The sequence below is a fragment of the Pseudomonas sp. TH07 genome (genome assembly GCF_016651285.1).
Taxonomy (GTDB): domain Bacteria; phylum Pseudomonadota; class Gammaproteobacteria; order Pseudomonadales; family Pseudomonadaceae; genus Aquipseudomonas.
The window spans coordinates 1907717-1921154 of record NZ_JAEKED010000001.1 but is presented as its reverse complement, the minus strand read 5'-3'; the positions used below and the strand labels follow the sequence as shown (position 1 = coordinate 1921154).

At 61.6% G+C, this 13438-nt stretch carries 13 protein-coding genes; 2 read left to right on the top strand and 11 right to left on the bottom strand.

Annotation, left to right across the window (positions count from 1 at the left end):
- Positions 1-4: 4 nt before the first annotated feature.
- The 4 genes from JFU57_RS09120 to JFU57_RS09105 all read right to left on the bottom strand — a co-directional run bounded on the left by JFU57_RS09120 (position 5) and on the right by JFU57_RS09105 (position 1945).
- Positions 5-763 carry a FadR/GntR family transcriptional regulator gene (locus JFU57_RS09120; RefSeq protein ID WP_020299852.1) on the bottom strand — a complete coding sequence of 253 codons (759 nt, stop codon included), beginning with the start codon at positions 761-763 and terminating at the stop codon, positions 5-7.
- Between the two features lie 164 nt (positions 764-927).
- Positions 928-1296, bottom strand: coding sequence for a hypothetical protein (locus JFU57_RS09115; protein ID WP_201129000.1), 369 nt, complete (start codon positions 1294-1296; stop codon positions 928-930).
- 20 nt (positions 1297-1316) lie between these two features.
- A complete protein-coding gene (locus tag JFU57_RS09110) occupies positions 1317-1505 on the bottom strand; it encodes a hypothetical protein (RefSeq protein WP_201128998.1) in 189 nt (62 codons plus the stop codon).
- A gap of 2 nt (positions 1506-1507) precedes the next feature.
- Positions 1508-1945 carry an SMI1/KNR4 family protein gene (locus tag JFU57_RS09105; protein ID WP_201128996.1) on the bottom strand — a complete coding sequence of 146 codons (438 nt, stop codon included), beginning with the start codon at positions 1943-1945 and terminating at the stop codon, positions 1508-1510.
- 230 nt (positions 1946-2175) lie between these two features.
- Between JFU57_RS09105 and JFU57_RS09100 the strand changes: the two genes are divergently transcribed.
- Complete coding sequence (locus tag JFU57_RS09100; protein WP_201128994.1) at positions 2176-2562, top strand: c-type cytochrome; 387 nt, start codon at positions 2176-2178, stop codon at positions 2560-2562.
- A 78-nt stretch (positions 2563-2640) separates the two neighbouring features.
- Here JFU57_RS09100 and JFU57_RS09095 read toward each other — a convergent pair whose 3' ends face one another.
- The 3 genes from JFU57_RS09095 to JFU57_RS09085 all read right to left on the bottom strand — a co-directional run bounded on the left by JFU57_RS09095 (position 2641) and on the right by JFU57_RS09085 (position 5376).
- Entirely contained in the window at positions 2641-3945 is a 1305-nt protein-coding gene (locus tag JFU57_RS09095) for an OprD family porin (protein ID WP_078469312.1), read from the bottom strand.
- Positions 3946-4246: 301 nt separating this feature from the next.
- Positions 4247-4651 carry a nuclear transport factor 2 family protein gene (locus JFU57_RS09090; protein ID WP_201128992.1) on the bottom strand — a complete coding sequence of 135 codons (405 nt, stop codon included), beginning with the start codon at positions 4649-4651 and terminating at the stop codon, positions 4247-4249.
- A 29-nt stretch (positions 4652-4680) separates the two neighbouring features.
- Positions 4681-5376 (bottom strand): DsbA family protein, encoded by a 696-nt coding sequence (locus JFU57_RS09085; protein WP_201128990.1) that lies wholly within the window; start codon positions 5374-5376, stop codon positions 4681-4683.
- A gap of 261 nt (positions 5377-5637) precedes the next feature.
- Between JFU57_RS09085 and JFU57_RS09080 the strand changes: the two genes are divergently transcribed.
- Positions 5638-7734 carry a TonB-dependent receptor gene (locus JFU57_RS09080; protein ID WP_201128988.1) on the top strand — a complete coding sequence of 699 codons (2097 nt, stop codon included), beginning with the start codon at positions 5638-5640 and terminating at the stop codon, positions 7732-7734.
- Between the two features lie 91 nt (positions 7735-7825).
- Here JFU57_RS09080 and JFU57_RS09075 read toward each other — a convergent pair whose 3' ends face one another.
- The 4 genes from JFU57_RS09075 to JFU57_RS09060 form a co-directional block, all read right to left on the bottom strand.
- Positions 7826-8026: a hypothetical protein gene (locus tag JFU57_RS09075; RefSeq protein ID WP_020299843.1), complete on the bottom strand. Its 201-nt coding sequence runs from the start codon at positions 8024-8026 to the stop codon at positions 7826-7828.
- Between the two features lie 245 nt (positions 8027-8271).
- Positions 8272-9378 (bottom strand): agmatine deiminase, encoded by a 1107-nt coding sequence (gene aguA, locus JFU57_RS09070; RefSeq protein ID WP_201128987.1) that lies wholly within the window; start codon positions 9376-9378, stop codon positions 8272-8274.
- Between the two features lie 5 nt (positions 9379-9383).
- Entirely contained in the window at positions 9384-10262 is an 879-nt protein-coding gene (gene aguB / locus JFU57_RS09065; protein WP_078469307.1) for an N-carbamoylputrescine amidase, read from the bottom strand.
- 198 nt (positions 10263-10460) lie between these two features.
- Positions 10461-13373: an aminotransferase gene (locus tag JFU57_RS09060; protein ID WP_201128984.1), complete on the bottom strand. Its 2913-nt coding sequence runs from the start codon at positions 13371-13373 to the stop codon at positions 10461-10463.
- Positions 13374-13438 lie beyond the last annotated feature (65 nt).

Genomic DNA, 13438 nt, shown 5'->3' with positions numbered 1-13438 from the left:
GCGCTCAGGAAGTCAGCGCGGCCGCCGCTTCAAAGGCTTCGTACGCCTTGCGCATGCGCTCGCGACTGTTGGACAGGTGCAGGCGCATCGCAGCACGTGCGGCGTCAGCGTCGCGTCGGGCAATCGCCTGATAGATGTCTTCGTGCTCGCGGCTCAAGCGCTCCAGGTAAGGCTCCTTGGCATCATTCACCAGGCGCTTGGAGTGCAGGCGGGTCCGGGGAATGATGCTGACCCCCATGTGCAACATGATGTCGGTGAAGTAGCGATTGCCCGTGGCCAGGGCGATCTGCTGGTGAAACTGAAAGTCCGCCGCCACCGCGTAATCGACACTGACCGCCGGGGAATTCAGGGCATCGAGGGAGTCGCGCATCAGGCGCAATTGCTCATCGGTACGCCGCACACAGGCCAGGCCTGCCGCCTCCACTTCCAGGCTGATGCGCAACTCGAGCACCGCCAGCACGTCATGCAGGGTGACGATGGTCTCGGGGTCGATACAAAAGCCGCTGGGGCTGGGGATATCGCGGACAAAGGTGCCGATACCGTGGCGGGTTTCCACCAGGCCCGCGGCCTGCAGCCGGGAAATGGCCTCGCGGACCACGGTGCGGCTGACCTTATGCTCGTCCATGACCTGAGACTCGGTGGGCAGCTTCGCCCCGCGCTCGATCTCACCTTCACGAATGCGCCGCGACAGTTCGGTGACCAGTTCCTGGGCCAGGCTGCGGTGCTTTCGGCGGACGGTGGGTTGGACGTTCTGGTGGTCCATTAAGAGCGTGTATCCAGGTTTACGGATGAAGGCTCATGATAGCTCAAGCAGTTGTACGACAACTACCTTTGTACGCAACAAGTGCGGCGATTTGCATACGAACTCAGCGCAATTGCTTTAAACCGAACGCTTCCCGTCACCCGCGCGCCCGCTACCTGGGGGCCTCAGTGACCGATGTACTTGTAGTGCGCCAACCACTGGCCATCGACCTGATGCAGCGCCAGATACACTGCCGTCTCGCTGGGCTGGCCATCGGCGAACAGCACGCAGTCCAGGGCCACGGCCTGGTCGTTCTGTTGATAGAGGTCGATAAACCGCCGTTGCCCTCCGCGCTCGGCGAAGGCCAGGGCAACAGGCGCGAGAGACAAGCGGGCGCCCGGATCGAATGAGTCATCCAAGGCTTGGTAAACCTCTTCCAGGACGGCGTCGCTGATGCAGAAGCCCTGCTGAAGGGTGTCGGTGTCGCGCCGATCAAGGGCGTCGACCAGGACCTGGGCCGCGGCATAGGCCTGGAGCTGTGTGGGCATGTTCATGGGGAGATCCGTTGGCCTGTTCAAGCGCCCAGGCGACTGGCGAAGTGAAGGAGGATATCGGCAATTTCCAGGGCCTGGGTGGCCGTAAGCTCGACAGGATCGTTGTAGGCGCTGGCCGCCTTGAGATGAATGGACGAGCCTTGCTCAAGCACCACACGCACCTCGCCGTCTGCGGTTTCAAACACGTCCTGCGGCGACGTGTCGATCATCATCAAGCCCCTCTCACACGGTGCTCGGACAGCTGCATAAACGCCATGAAGCTGTCCGCCACCCGCTGGGTCACGCCGCTTTCGTGGGACCACAGGACCACCACCGGCTCGCCGCCAGCGCCTGCCACGGCGTAGTCGAAACAGTAGTAATCCCCGGTGCCGAACTCGGCAAACGGCAGCAATGCCGAGAAGTCGCTCGCGGTGTCGGCCACGTTGTCCAGCCACACCTGCCAGCCCTCCTGGTACTGCCGAACGATGGAGTCCCAGGTCTTGCGCGGATCCCGCGCATCAAACACCGGAAACACCGTCAGCGCACCTAGCGAGCGACCGTTATTGACCAGCAGCCATTGCGTAAAAGACTCGGGCAAACGCCGCCCCAGCTCGCTCTCTGCCGCCTGGATGGCCGCTATCGACGTACCAATCACCCGTGCCTGAGCCATCGCTGCCTCCTCCTTGAAAAAACCGATAACGCCGACGCTCGACCGAACGCGGCAATCTGCCCGCCAACCACTGTCGCGCGGCAGTTTATGAGCAGTTTCGGATCGGCGCCAATCCCTATCCCTCAAGCCCCACGCGCCGGACCTTTGATCTGCGAACCCCGGCCACGGGTTTTTCATGCTGAAATAGCCGCGCGTTTTTGCCGCAAGCCGTTGCCGATCTGGAGTCCCCCATGAAGAAAACCGCAGCCCTGGCCCTACTGTTCACCCTGGCCCTGCTCGGCAGTCCCGCCCACGCGCAAGGCGATGCCGAGGCCGGCGGCAAGCTGTTCAAGCGGATCTGCGGCGGCTGCCACACTATCGGGCCTTCGGTACGCAGCTCTTTTGGGCCCCAGCTCAACGGCATCATCGGACGCCCGGCGGGCAGTGCCAGCGACTACCAGTATTCGGAGGCCATGAAGAACTCCGGCGTGGTCTGGACCCGCGACAAACTGGTGGCCTATCTCGAAGACCCCAAGGCCGTGGTGCCCGGCACGCGGATGATCTTCTGGGGGCTGAGCGATGCAGAAAAAATCGACAACCTCCTGGCCTATCTACAAACCTTTGCCGAGCAGCCATAAGGCCGGGAGGCATTCCCCAGGCAAAAAAAAGGCCTCACATCGCTGTGAGGCCTTTTGCGTTACCCGTGTGCGCCAGAATCAGAACACGTTGATCGGGTAGTCGACGAACACACGCAGCTCGTTGCCGCTGTCGTTGTAGCCGCTGGATTTCTGCGCCACGCGCAGGATCGAGCTACGAACCTTCACGCTCAGGTCTTTGGCCGGGCCGCTCTGCACCACGTACTTGACCTGGTTGAAGATTTCACGCTCGGTACCACCAGTGGTGGTCGCGCCAGCGCTGTTGGTCGAAGTGATGTTGTCACCACGCACGTAGGCCAGGTTGTAGCTCAGACCAGGCACGCCGAACGTACCGAAGTCCAGGCCGTAGCCCAGCTGCCAGCTGCGCTCGTCTTCAGCGTTGAAGTCGGACCAGTAGGAGTTGGCCAGGTAGATGGTGTTACCACCGTCACCGACACGACCTTGCTGCTTCTGGTAGCCGCCATAGGCGTAGCCCAGGTTGCTGTCACCGGTGCTGCGCTGGTGGGCCAGGGTGAACGAGTGAGGACCCACGGCGTAGACAGCGGCCAGGCTCCAGATCTTGTTGTCTTCGCCGCCAGCGTTGGTCTTCTGCGCGTAGGACTTGTCCAGCTCGGTGCGGTAGCCGTTGAAGTCCAGGGTCAGGGACTGGGAGGTGGCCAACGGGAACACGTAGTTCAGGTTCACGTATTGCTTCTTCAGCACGTCTTCGACGTCGGAAGCGTACAGCGCGCCCTTGAACTGTTCGGTGAACTGATAGGCACCGCCCAAAACGTTGATCGACTTCAGACCACCGCTGTCACGGCCTTCGGCGCTCTTGCGCGACTCAGCGGTGAAACGACCGGCGTTCAGCACCAGGCCCTTGATCTCTTTGGAAGTGATCAGGGTACCGGTGTAGCTTTCCGGCAGCAGGCGCGAACTGTCGTAGTTCAGGACCGGCAGCTCAGGCATCTGGTCGCCGTACGCCAGGGTGGTGTTGGAAACACGGAACTTGACTGCACCACCGGCCTTGGCCAGGTCGCCAGCCGGCGTCTTGTTGCCGTTTTCGCTTTGCTTGAAGAAGTCGATGCCGGCGCCGCCAGCGTGGCTACCACGGTCCAGACGCAGGCCGTACAGGCCGAAGGCGTCAACGCCCACACCGACCGTGCCCTGGGTGAAACCGGAAGAGAAGGTACCGATAGCCGCTTGGCCCCACTCGCGCTGATCGTGATTACCGTCTTTCTTGTCGCGATTGATATAAGCGTTACGCAGCAGCACTTTCAGGCTGGCGTCTTCAACAAAGCCCTTGGACTCAGCCTGGTCGTTAGCCATGGCTTGAGTAGCGCCCAAAATCCCCAGTGCAATCAGGCAGATCCGTTGTTTCAACATTCTTTTATTTTCCTTATTACGGGTTGATTACGCGCTGTGGAACCCGGTCCGGATGGCGTCTTAGCGCTCTTTTGCGACCCGAAAATAAAAAGGCCCGCCCCACGAGAAAACGTGGCGGGCCTTTATTATTTTAAGAAGTTATGGCTCTTGGCCACAGGCGTTGGGGCGAATCCTATCCGCGCCCAGAACAGTGTGTCAATTTCGAGAATCTTCTGGAAATAGGCAAAAATCTTCTAAGAATTCATTTGCGCAGGGGCCATTGCGCTTGAGTGACAGGCCGCGACGGATGTGCGGCCCTTCATCAAGGAGCAGCAGCCCCTTGCATCGCCAACTGCACCGGGTGGCTGTCGACGAACTGCTCGAAGTGGCTGACCTTGCCGTCTTTCAGGGTCCATAAATGGACCACGCGGACGTTTATCGGCAAGCCGGTGGCCTTGTAGACGCCGGTGTAATTGCCGTAGGCAACCACCTGGTCGCCCTGGGCCACATAGTTCTCGACCTTGAAGGCGAACCCCTCCCATTCGGTGGCCAGACGCTTGAAAACATTCTCGACAATGGCCTCGAAACCCACATAGGTGCCGGCATAGGGAAAACCCGCCGCTTCGGTCCAGCGAGCATCGGGGGCCAGGGCGGCGGCGGTGTTCTTCGCGTTTTCCTGGGAATTGGCACCTTCGTAGGTGCTTTTGATCAGCGCAAGGTTATCCATGGGTGACTCCGCGACAGGGGGAAGAACATTCAAGGGGTGCAACCGTCCAGGCCACAGACCGGGGCGCTGGAAGAGGGTACAGCGGATTCGCTGATCAGCGCTGCCTTGAGCCAGGTGGCGAACGCTTCGGGCTTGCCCAGCCAGGGGCCGATATCCAGCAGCCGCCGCTGGCCACCCAGCTCCAGCACCAGGGTCGGGAACCCTTGGCCACCGACCTGGGCCAGCAACGCACGGCTGTCCTTGATGTGGTCTGTTACCTGCTGCGCGCTGGCCAACTCGAACGCCGCGTCGAAGCTGCCGGCGTCCAGCCCCAGCTCTTGTGCAAGCTCCTGCAGTAAATCCTTGTCGGCGATGCGCCGGCCTTCAAGGTAGTGCGCCGTCTGCAATCGCCCGAGCAGCGCCAGGCCCTGCCCGCTCAACGCCTGTGCAGCAAGCACCGCGGCAATGGGCGGCGCCGAATCGAAGACCGCCGAATGATCGCGCAGCAGGCCTTCAAAATACGCCTCGCCAAACGGCTGCCCGGTGTACTCGGCAATGCGCCGGTCGTGGGGCATCACGTAGTCGCGCAACTGTGGCGAGACGGCCTGGCGGTTATGGCCGGTCATCATGCCGCCGCCATGGAGCACCACCGGCACTAACGCCTGTGCAACCTGTACCAGAGGCTTGGCGCCGTAGCACCAGCCGCAAAGAGGGTCGTAGATGTAATGAAGGGTCGCGGCAGACATGACGGGCTCCAGCAAAAGATTGAAAAAAACCGATGCCGCAGCCTATGCCCAGGCCCGCCACGGAAAAACCCCGGAATGGCATTCAGTCTGTTTCGCCAATCGGTCGAATGGGTCCTCCCGGCCCGTGTATCCAGCCCCTTACGACAAAGACACAATTTGAAACATAAACCCAAGGGAACTTTTCAGGAATAATTAACGAAAGCAAATAGCAAGCATTACCATTCGCACCCTCGACTCACCCACCCTTCGGATGCGCTTTAAATGCCTGCCCACCCTCGTCTCACGCCCGTTTCCATCGGCCTGTGCGCCCTGCTGACTTCCGGGTTCAGCTACGCCGCCACCACCCTGCCGGTCACCGCCATCAACGCCGAAGCCAATGCCGATGAAGACGATCCTCGGGTCAGGGAAAGCAGCACCGCGACTCGCACTGCCACGCCATTGCGCTACGTGCCCCAGGCCATCGACTCGATCAAGACCGCCAACGTCATGGATTACGGGATCAATGACCTGGGCACGGCGCTGAGCGGCATCCCCAACGTCAGCAACAGCGCCGATACGCGTTTCGACAGCGTGCGCATCCGCGGTTTCGACGCCAGCAACGACTTCTACCTCGACGGTATACGCGACGACAGCCAGTACGTGCGCGACCTGCACAACATCGAGCGCATCGAGGTGCTCAAGGGCCCTGCCGCCGTGCTTTACGGCCGCGGCAGCCAGGGCGGGATCATCAACCGCGTAAGCAAACTGCCGCAGTTCGGCCGTCGCTCCAGTGTCGAGCTCAGGGGCGGCAGCGAGGATTTGCGCAGCCTCTACGCCGACCTCAGCAGCGATCCGTCGGAGAACATCAGCCTGCGCCTGAACATGGGCAACGAGGATAGAAACAGTTTCCGCGATGGCGTCAGCGGCAACCGCCAGCTGTTCGCACCGTCGATGAGCTGGCAACTGACCCCGGACCTGAACTGGCTGGTGCAATACGAATACAGCCGTTATGACCGTACGCCGGACCGCGGGATTCCCGGTATCAACGGGCGCCCGGCCGATGTCAGCCGCGACACCACCTACGGTGACAAGCGCGACTACATCAACGACAAATCCCAATCCCTGCGTTCCAAGCTCAGTTACGAGCTCAGCGACAACTGGCAGCTGCGCAACACCCTGGGGGTGTTCAAGCTCGACAGCGATTTCGACAATACCTACGTCACCACCTATAACCCTGCCAACAGGACCGTGACCCGCCAGCGCTGGCAGCAGGACCTCAACACTCGCAACCTTTACAACAACACCGAGCTGGAAGGCACCTTCGACACCTTCGGCCTGGAGCACCGCTTGCTGACCGGCGTTGAGCTGGGCAATCAGACCCGCGACCCCAAGTTGTACACCGCGGCCGCAGTCGGCGCTGGCGGCCAGGCCGTACCGGCACTGGACCCGTTCAACCCGAACCGCGACCTGCGGCACACCGGGAAAATGGTGATTTCCACCCACAACCGGAGCGAAGTCGAAAGCCGCGCCGTCTATGTGCAGGATCAGTTGCGCCTGAACGATCAATGGCAACTGCTCGCCGGCCTGCGTTACGACAACTTCAGCATCGAGACCGACAACCAGGTCACCCACCGCAAGGACGACCGCGACAGCCACAGCACCAGCCCGCGCCTGGGGGTGGTCTGGACGCCTCTGGAGCACCACTCGTTCTATGCCTCGTGGAGCAAGAGCTTTTCTCCGGTGGGCGGCGGCTTGATCGGCATCACCCCCAACGCCAACGGCAACACCAATGACCTGAGCCCTGAGCGCACCCGGCAGAAGGAAGTCGGGGTCAAGAGCGACTGGTTCGACGACCGTTTCAGCACCACCCTCGCGGTCTATGAACTGGAGCTGTACAACCGCCGCAGTCGGAGCGTCGACAATCCGAACATCATCCTGCTCACCGGCCTGCAACGCTCACGTGGCGTGGAGCTGACCGCCAGCGGCAAGATCGTCGGCAACTGGTCGCTGCGGGGCGGCATCGGCTTGCAGGACGCGACCGTGGTCAAGAGCAACAACGGCGACGAAGGCAACCGGGTCAACAACGTCGCCAAGCGCAACGGCAGCCTGTTCATCACCTGGAAACCGGAAGCGGGCTGGTACGCCGAAACCGGCCTGACCCTGGTCGGCGATCGCTACGCCGACAACCTCAATACCGTGGTGCTGCCCGGTTATGGCCGTTGGGATGCCCTGGCCGGCTTCCGGCAGAAAGACTGGAACCTGCGGGCCTCGCTGAACAACATCAGCGACCGCACTTACTACTCCACGGCCACCAGTGCCGGGCAGATCCAGTTCGGCGACCCGCGCAGCCTGGTGGTCACCGGCACCTACAGCTTCTGACCCCCCACGGAAGACGCTGAAGCCCCGCTAAAAAATCCACGCAAAAAAAAGCGCTGCCATCCCGGCAGCGCTTTTATCAATCCGTTGCTGACTATCCTTCCATTACATCCCACAACGCTTGCAGTTCTGCCTCGCTGAGCAAGCCGGCAGGGTAGCGCTCGGTGATCATCCGGCGCGGATCAGGCTCTCTGATCTGGCGCGTTCCATTGGATTTCAACCACAGGGCCAGAGCCTGAAGCGATTCGTTATTCATTGCCAAGGGATGCGATGCCCGCTCGCTGATCATATTCATTCCAGCGCTCTCTCCTGGTTCGTGAGCGGCTAACTTATCCAAGGTTTATGACAGAACATCGCAGTTCTACCGGTCTCAGAATCACCTCTGAACTGATACAAGAGCTGTGCCAATGTGCCGGCAATGTGGGTTGGCGGATACAAAAAAGCCCGCAGTCCATAAGGGCTGCGGGCTTGCTGCTCAGTACAGGATTAAATTCATCATCCCATCCCGTACTCAGGTGACATGGGCTGTTACAACCCCACTCAACCTTTGTGCGGTGCAGGCTGCTGTTGGGTAAGGCAATGGATATTGCCGCCCCCCAGTAACAGTTCGCGCCCCGGCACCATCACCACTTCATGCTGCGGGAACAGCCCCTGGAGGACCTCCCGGGCCTGGTCATCCAGAGGATCGTCAAAACTTGGGGCAATGATGCCGCCGTTGACGATCAGGAAGTTCACATAAGAGCCGGCCAGGCGCACCGACGGGTTGCGCTCCTGGGTTCCTTCCACGGCATCGACGCCGTCGCACTCTTCCTGGGTCGCATAGAGCGGTCCCGGGATCGGCATTTTATGCACCTTGAAGGTGCGGCCCTTGGCATCGCGGGTACTTTCCAGCACTTTCATCGCCGCCTGGCAGCGCGGGTAGTTCGGGTCCTCGGGATCATCGGTCCAGGCCAGCAACACTTCACCCGGGCGCACGTAGCAGCAGAAGTTATCCACATGACCGTCGGTTTCATCGTTGAACAGGCCATCCGGCAGCCAGATGACCTTGTCCACCGCCAGGTGCTCGCCCAGCAGCGCTTCGATCTCATCGCGCTTCAGGTGCGGGTTGCGATTGCGGTTGAGCAGGCATTCTTCGGTGGTGATGACCGTGCCTTCGCCATCGACGTGGATCGAGCCGCCTTCGAGCACAAAACCTTCAGTGCGGTAGCGCTGGCAGCGTTCGATTTCCAGGACCTTGCTCGCGACCTGCTCGTCACGGTTCCACGGCGAGTACAGGCCGCCGTCGAAACCGCCCCAGGAGTTGAACCCCCAGTGCACGCCGCGGACTTCGCCGCTGTTGTTGATGACAAAGGTCGGGCCGGTATCACGGACCCAGGCGTCATCGCTGGACATTTCCACCAGGCGGATATTGGGGACGTCGAGGCGCGCCCGGGCGTTTTCATATTGGCCGGCCGATACCGCCACGGTCACCGGTTCAAAACGGGCGATGGCCCGGGCCACCGCCGCATGCGCGGCCTGCGCCGGCTTGCCGCCCAGGCGCCAGTTGTCCGGGCGCTCGGGCCAGATCATCCAGGTCTGGGTCTGCGCTGCCCATTCGGCGGGCATGTAAAAGCCGTCGGCGCGAGGCGTGCTGTGCAAAATGCTCATGGTGCTTAGGACTCCAGGGAACCGTCGAGTGTTTTGATCGCACCATACAGGTTCGGACGACGGTCACGAAACGAACCCCAGGCGCTGCGAATGTGTTCCAGCTGGTCGAGGTCAAAACTCTGAACCAGTACCCCTTCTTCGGTCTGGTTCAGTTCCTGGACCTTCTCGCCGAATTGATTGGCGATAAACGACGAGCCGTAGAAGGTAATGTCGTAGCCGTCCTGCTCTTCGTTGCCGATGCGGTTGCTGGCGATCAGCGGCATCAGGTTGGCACCTGCATGACCTTGCTGCACGCGCTGCCAATGATCGCGGGACGAAATGCTTTGGTCATGGGGCTCGCTGCCGATGGCGGTGGGGTAGAACAGGATTTCCGCCCCTTGCAGCGCCATGCTCCGCGCGCATTCCGGGAACCACTGGTCCCAGCAAATACCGACGCCGATTTTTGCGTAGCGTGTGTTCCATACCTTGAAACCGGTATCGCCCGGGTTGAAGTAATACTTTTCGTGGTAGCCGGGACCATCCGGAATATGGCTTTTCCGATAAATCCCGAGGTTGCTGCCATCGGCGTCGATGATCGCGATGCTGTTGAACCGCGCGCGCCCGGCCAGCTCGAAGAAGCTGATGGGCAACACCACTTGCAGCTCCTTGGCGACCTTCTGGAAATGCTTGATCGCGACGTTTTCTTCAACCGTCGTCGCCAACTGCAGGTAGTCCGGATTCGGCTTCTGGCAGAAGTACGGGGTCTCGAACAGCTCCTGGATCAGGATGATCTGCGCGCCTTGGCCTGCGGCCTCGCGGACCAGCTTTTCAGCGGTCTCGATATTGGCTTCCAGATCCCAGGAACAAGCCATCTGGGTAGCGGCGACGGTAACGATACGACTCATGGAGCATCTCCTGGGCTGGCGGGCGTTGGGCCAATGGTGACAGTGGCCCGTGACAGAAAAGGGCGACGTGCGAACACGCGGGCGTTTCAGCAACGCCGACTTTATATCCGATAAAAATCGACTTTAAAAGCGATATAAATTCATAAAGTTGAAAAACACGCATCTAAAGCCGATAACAATCGATTAAAGTTTACCTATTCACAGCCCCTCGCCCAGCACCTTGGATAGCATGTCGACAAAGAAATCCACGCTTTGGCGAGTGGTGACCATCGGTGGCTTGATCTTGAGAATATTCAGGTAGTCACCGGTGGGCTGCATGAAGATGCCCAACTCCCGCAGGCGTTCACACAGCAGGGTGGTTTCTTCGGTAGCCGGCTCCAGGGTCTCGCGGTCGCGCACCAGCTCCACCCCCAGATAGAAGCCGGAACCATGCACCGCCCCCACCAACGGATGAATATCCATCAGCGCCAGCAAGCGTTGCTTGAAATGGCCGCCGACCACCTGGGCGTTTTCCCAGAGCTGTTCTTGCTCCATCACATCCAACACCGCCATGCCGATCCGGCAGCTCACCGGACTGCCGCCCGAGGACGAGAAGAAATAGCCCTCAGCCTCCAGCGCTTCGGCAATTTCGCGCCGGGTGATCACCGCCCCCAGTGGCTGGCCGTTGCCCATGCCCTTGGCCATGGTGATGATGTCCGGCACCACGCCCTGCTCTTCAAAGCCCCAGAAGAAGGAGCCCATGCGGCCGTAGCCGACCTGCACCTCATCGGCAATGCACACACCGCCCTGGGCCCGCACCAGGCCATAGACCTGCTGCAGATAACCCGGCGGCAGGGAAATCCCGCCGGCATTGCCGTACACCGGCTCGCAGATAAAACCGGCCAGCTGCCGTTGTTGCGCGGCCAGCTTGGCCAGGTTGTGCTCGACACTGCGCACGTAGTCCGGCGCGCTGTCCTGACCGCGGAACTCGCCACGGTAGGTATTGGGCGCGGTGACCGGGTGCACCCAGTCCGGTCGACTGCTCAGGGCCTTGGGATTATCGGCGATCGAGGTCGACACCGCGTCCGCCGCCACCGACCACCCGTGATAGGCCTCAAGAACACTGAGCATGTCGCGCCCGCCGCTGTAGGCCCAGGCCAGGCGAATCGCCAGGTCGTTGGCCTCGGTGCCGCTGTTGACCAGAAATACCCGGTCCATGGAGTCCGGCGCCAGGGCCAGCAGGCGTTCGGAAAACTCCGCCAACGCGGCGTAGTGAAAGCGCGAATTGGTGTTGAGCAACGACCACTGGCGGCTCGCTTCAGCGGCCATGCGCGGGTGGCCATGGCCCAGCACCGCCACGTTGTTGAGCATGTCGAGGTAGGAACGGCCCTGCATATCGATCAGATGGTTGCGCCAGCCGCGCTCGATACGCGGCGGGTCCACGTAATAGTGTTTTTGCGAGCGGGCAAAACTGGCATCGCGCCGTGCCAGCAGCAGTTGGGAGTCAAGCTCCGGCTCGGCATCGCAGGCCAGCCCCAGCAGCGCCGCCGGTGACGGGCACAACGCCTGCCAGGCCGCCGCTCGGGCCGGCGTGCAAAACAGCGGCGGGTCAAGCTCCAGGCCACGGCACAACTGTACCTGCAAGCCCTGGGTCACCTCACCCAGCACCTGCCCCTTGAGCAGCGCCGCACCCGAGTCCAGAGACGGCCTGACGCCCCACAGGTGCACACTCAATTGCCCGCTGTCGAGGCGCAGGCGGCCATCGGCGGCCACCTTGAGTACACCGGCAAAAGGTGCTTCGACCGGGGTGCCGCTGGGCACTTGCAACTGCACATGCAGCGGGCAGGTGTCCGGCTCTACGGCGCTATCAGGGCGGGTCCGGGATAAGCGGTACTGGCCATAGCGGCTGGCGGCCAGGCCATGGGTGGCGGCTGCCTCTTCCAGCAGCCGCTGATCGATGCCGGGCTGTTCCCAGTTGCCGGCTTCAAAATGCGGGCTGAGCACCCCCAGATCGATCAGGGCGAACTCCCGTCCCACCAGGCTCGGCAACAGCGGCGCAAAACCCTCACTGGCAATGCTCGGCAGGGACTGGCCAACCGCCGTCAGAATCGCCGCCTCCATCAACTCGAAGGGCACGGCCGTGGCGACCCGGAAAATCTCCCATTCATGGCTCAGGTTGGCGCGGCTGTATGCATTACCCGGGTCGATGCTGACCTGCTGCTCACCACTGAGCACCAACACCGCCGCGCGCGCCACGATCAGCGGCCACAGCGCCCGCAACTCGGCATGCTGCAACGGGTTGACCGCGTGATAGGCCCGAACTGCCGGCAGGATGCGCAACGGATCGCCTTCAGCATGGTGCAGCAGGGCGGCGCAGGTGACCGAAAGGTCGGTGATGCGCCAGGTGCGGATCAGGTCGCCAAAATCGATGACGCCCTGTAATTGCCAGTGCCGTTGCGAATCACGCTGCCAGACCACGTTGTCATCGGTGATGTCCATATGGATCGCCTGCACCGGGAGTTCGTCGAGCAGCGGCTGCAAGCGACGCTCAGCCTGCTCGGCAGCCTCTGCAATCAACCCGCGCTGGTGCGCATCGGCAATCACCGGCAGCAGATGGCTGATCAGGGTGCTGGCGTGGCGCGCGTCCCACTGCAAGGTGCGCTCAAGGCCCGGATGCTGGAAATCGGCCAGGGCCAGGTCCATCTGCCCGCACAACCGGCCAAAGCCAGCCATCAGTTGCGGCCCCAGGTAATCCAGGTGGGTCAGGGAGTGGCCTTCGATGAAATCGAGCAGGCGCACATGTACCGTTTGTCCGGATATTTCCAGCGAAAGCAGGTCGGCACCGCTGTTGGACGGGATCACCCGCGGCACTCGCCACTCGGGATGCTGGCCCAGATGCCGCAGCCCGGCGTGCTGTGCCTGCAACTCCAGGGCGGCGTAGTCGCCATGGCAGATTTTCAGGACAAACCGACCCTGATCGGTGTCGACGCGAAAGTTGAGGTCCTGCTGGCTGCCCAGGGACTGCACCGTGCCGCGCAGCCCGTAGTGGGTTTCCAGCAACTCCAGCGCCTGCTGCGCGCTAATCTGCGGACTTGGCAGGCTGGCACGGTGAATCAACGTGGCGAGCAACATACAACGACCCCAGGCAATTATTATCAGGCGCTTATATCGCCACCGCGCCCGACGTTACGCAACCC

Coding starts and splice junctions, on each gene's coding strand:
- JFU57_RS09120 (WP_020299852.1), bottom strand. CDS start 763: ATGGACCACCAGAACGTCCAACCCACCGTCCGCCGAAAGCACCGCAGC.
- JFU57_RS09115 (WP_201129000.1), bottom strand. CDS start 1,296: ATGAACATGCCCACACAGCTCCAGGCCTATGCCGCGGCCCAGGTCCTG.
- JFU57_RS09110 (WP_201128998.1), bottom strand. CDS start 1,505: ATGATCGACACGTCGCCGCAGGACGTGTTTGAAACCGCAGACGGCGAG.
- JFU57_RS09105 (WP_201128996.1), bottom strand. CDS start 1,945: ATGGCTCAGGCACGGGTGATTGGTACGTCGATAGCGGCCATCCAGGCG.
- JFU57_RS09100 (WP_201128994.1), top strand. CDS start 2,176: ATGAAGAAAACCGCAGCCCTGGCCCTACTGTTCACCCTGGCCCTGCTC.
- JFU57_RS09095 (WP_078469312.1), bottom strand. CDS start 3,945: ATGTTGAAACAACGGATCTGCCTGATTGCACTGGGGATTTTGGGCGCT.
- JFU57_RS09090 (WP_201128992.1), bottom strand. CDS start 4,651: ATGGATAACCTTGCGCTGATCAAAAGCACCTACGAAGGTGCCAATTCC.
- JFU57_RS09085 (WP_201128990.1), bottom strand. CDS start 5,376: ATGTCTGCCGCGACCCTTCATTACATCTACGACCCTCTTTGCGGCTGG.
- JFU57_RS09080 (WP_201128988.1), top strand. CDS start 5,638: ATGCCTGCCCACCCTCGTCTCACGCCCGTTTCCATCGGCCTGTGCGCC.
- JFU57_RS09075 (WP_020299843.1), bottom strand. CDS start 8,026: ATGAATATGATCAGCGAGCGGGCATCGCATCCCTTGGCAATGAATAAC.
- aguA (WP_201128987.1), bottom strand. CDS start 9,378: ATGAGCATTTTGCACAGCACGCCTCGCGCCGACGGCTTTTACATGCCC.
- aguB (WP_078469307.1), bottom strand. CDS start 10,262: ATGAGTCGTATCGTTACCGTCGCCGCTACCCAGATGGCTTGTTCCTGG.
- JFU57_RS09060 (WP_201128984.1), bottom strand. CDS start 13,373: ATGTTGCTCGCCACGTTGATTCACCGTGCCAGCCTGCCAAGTCCGCAG.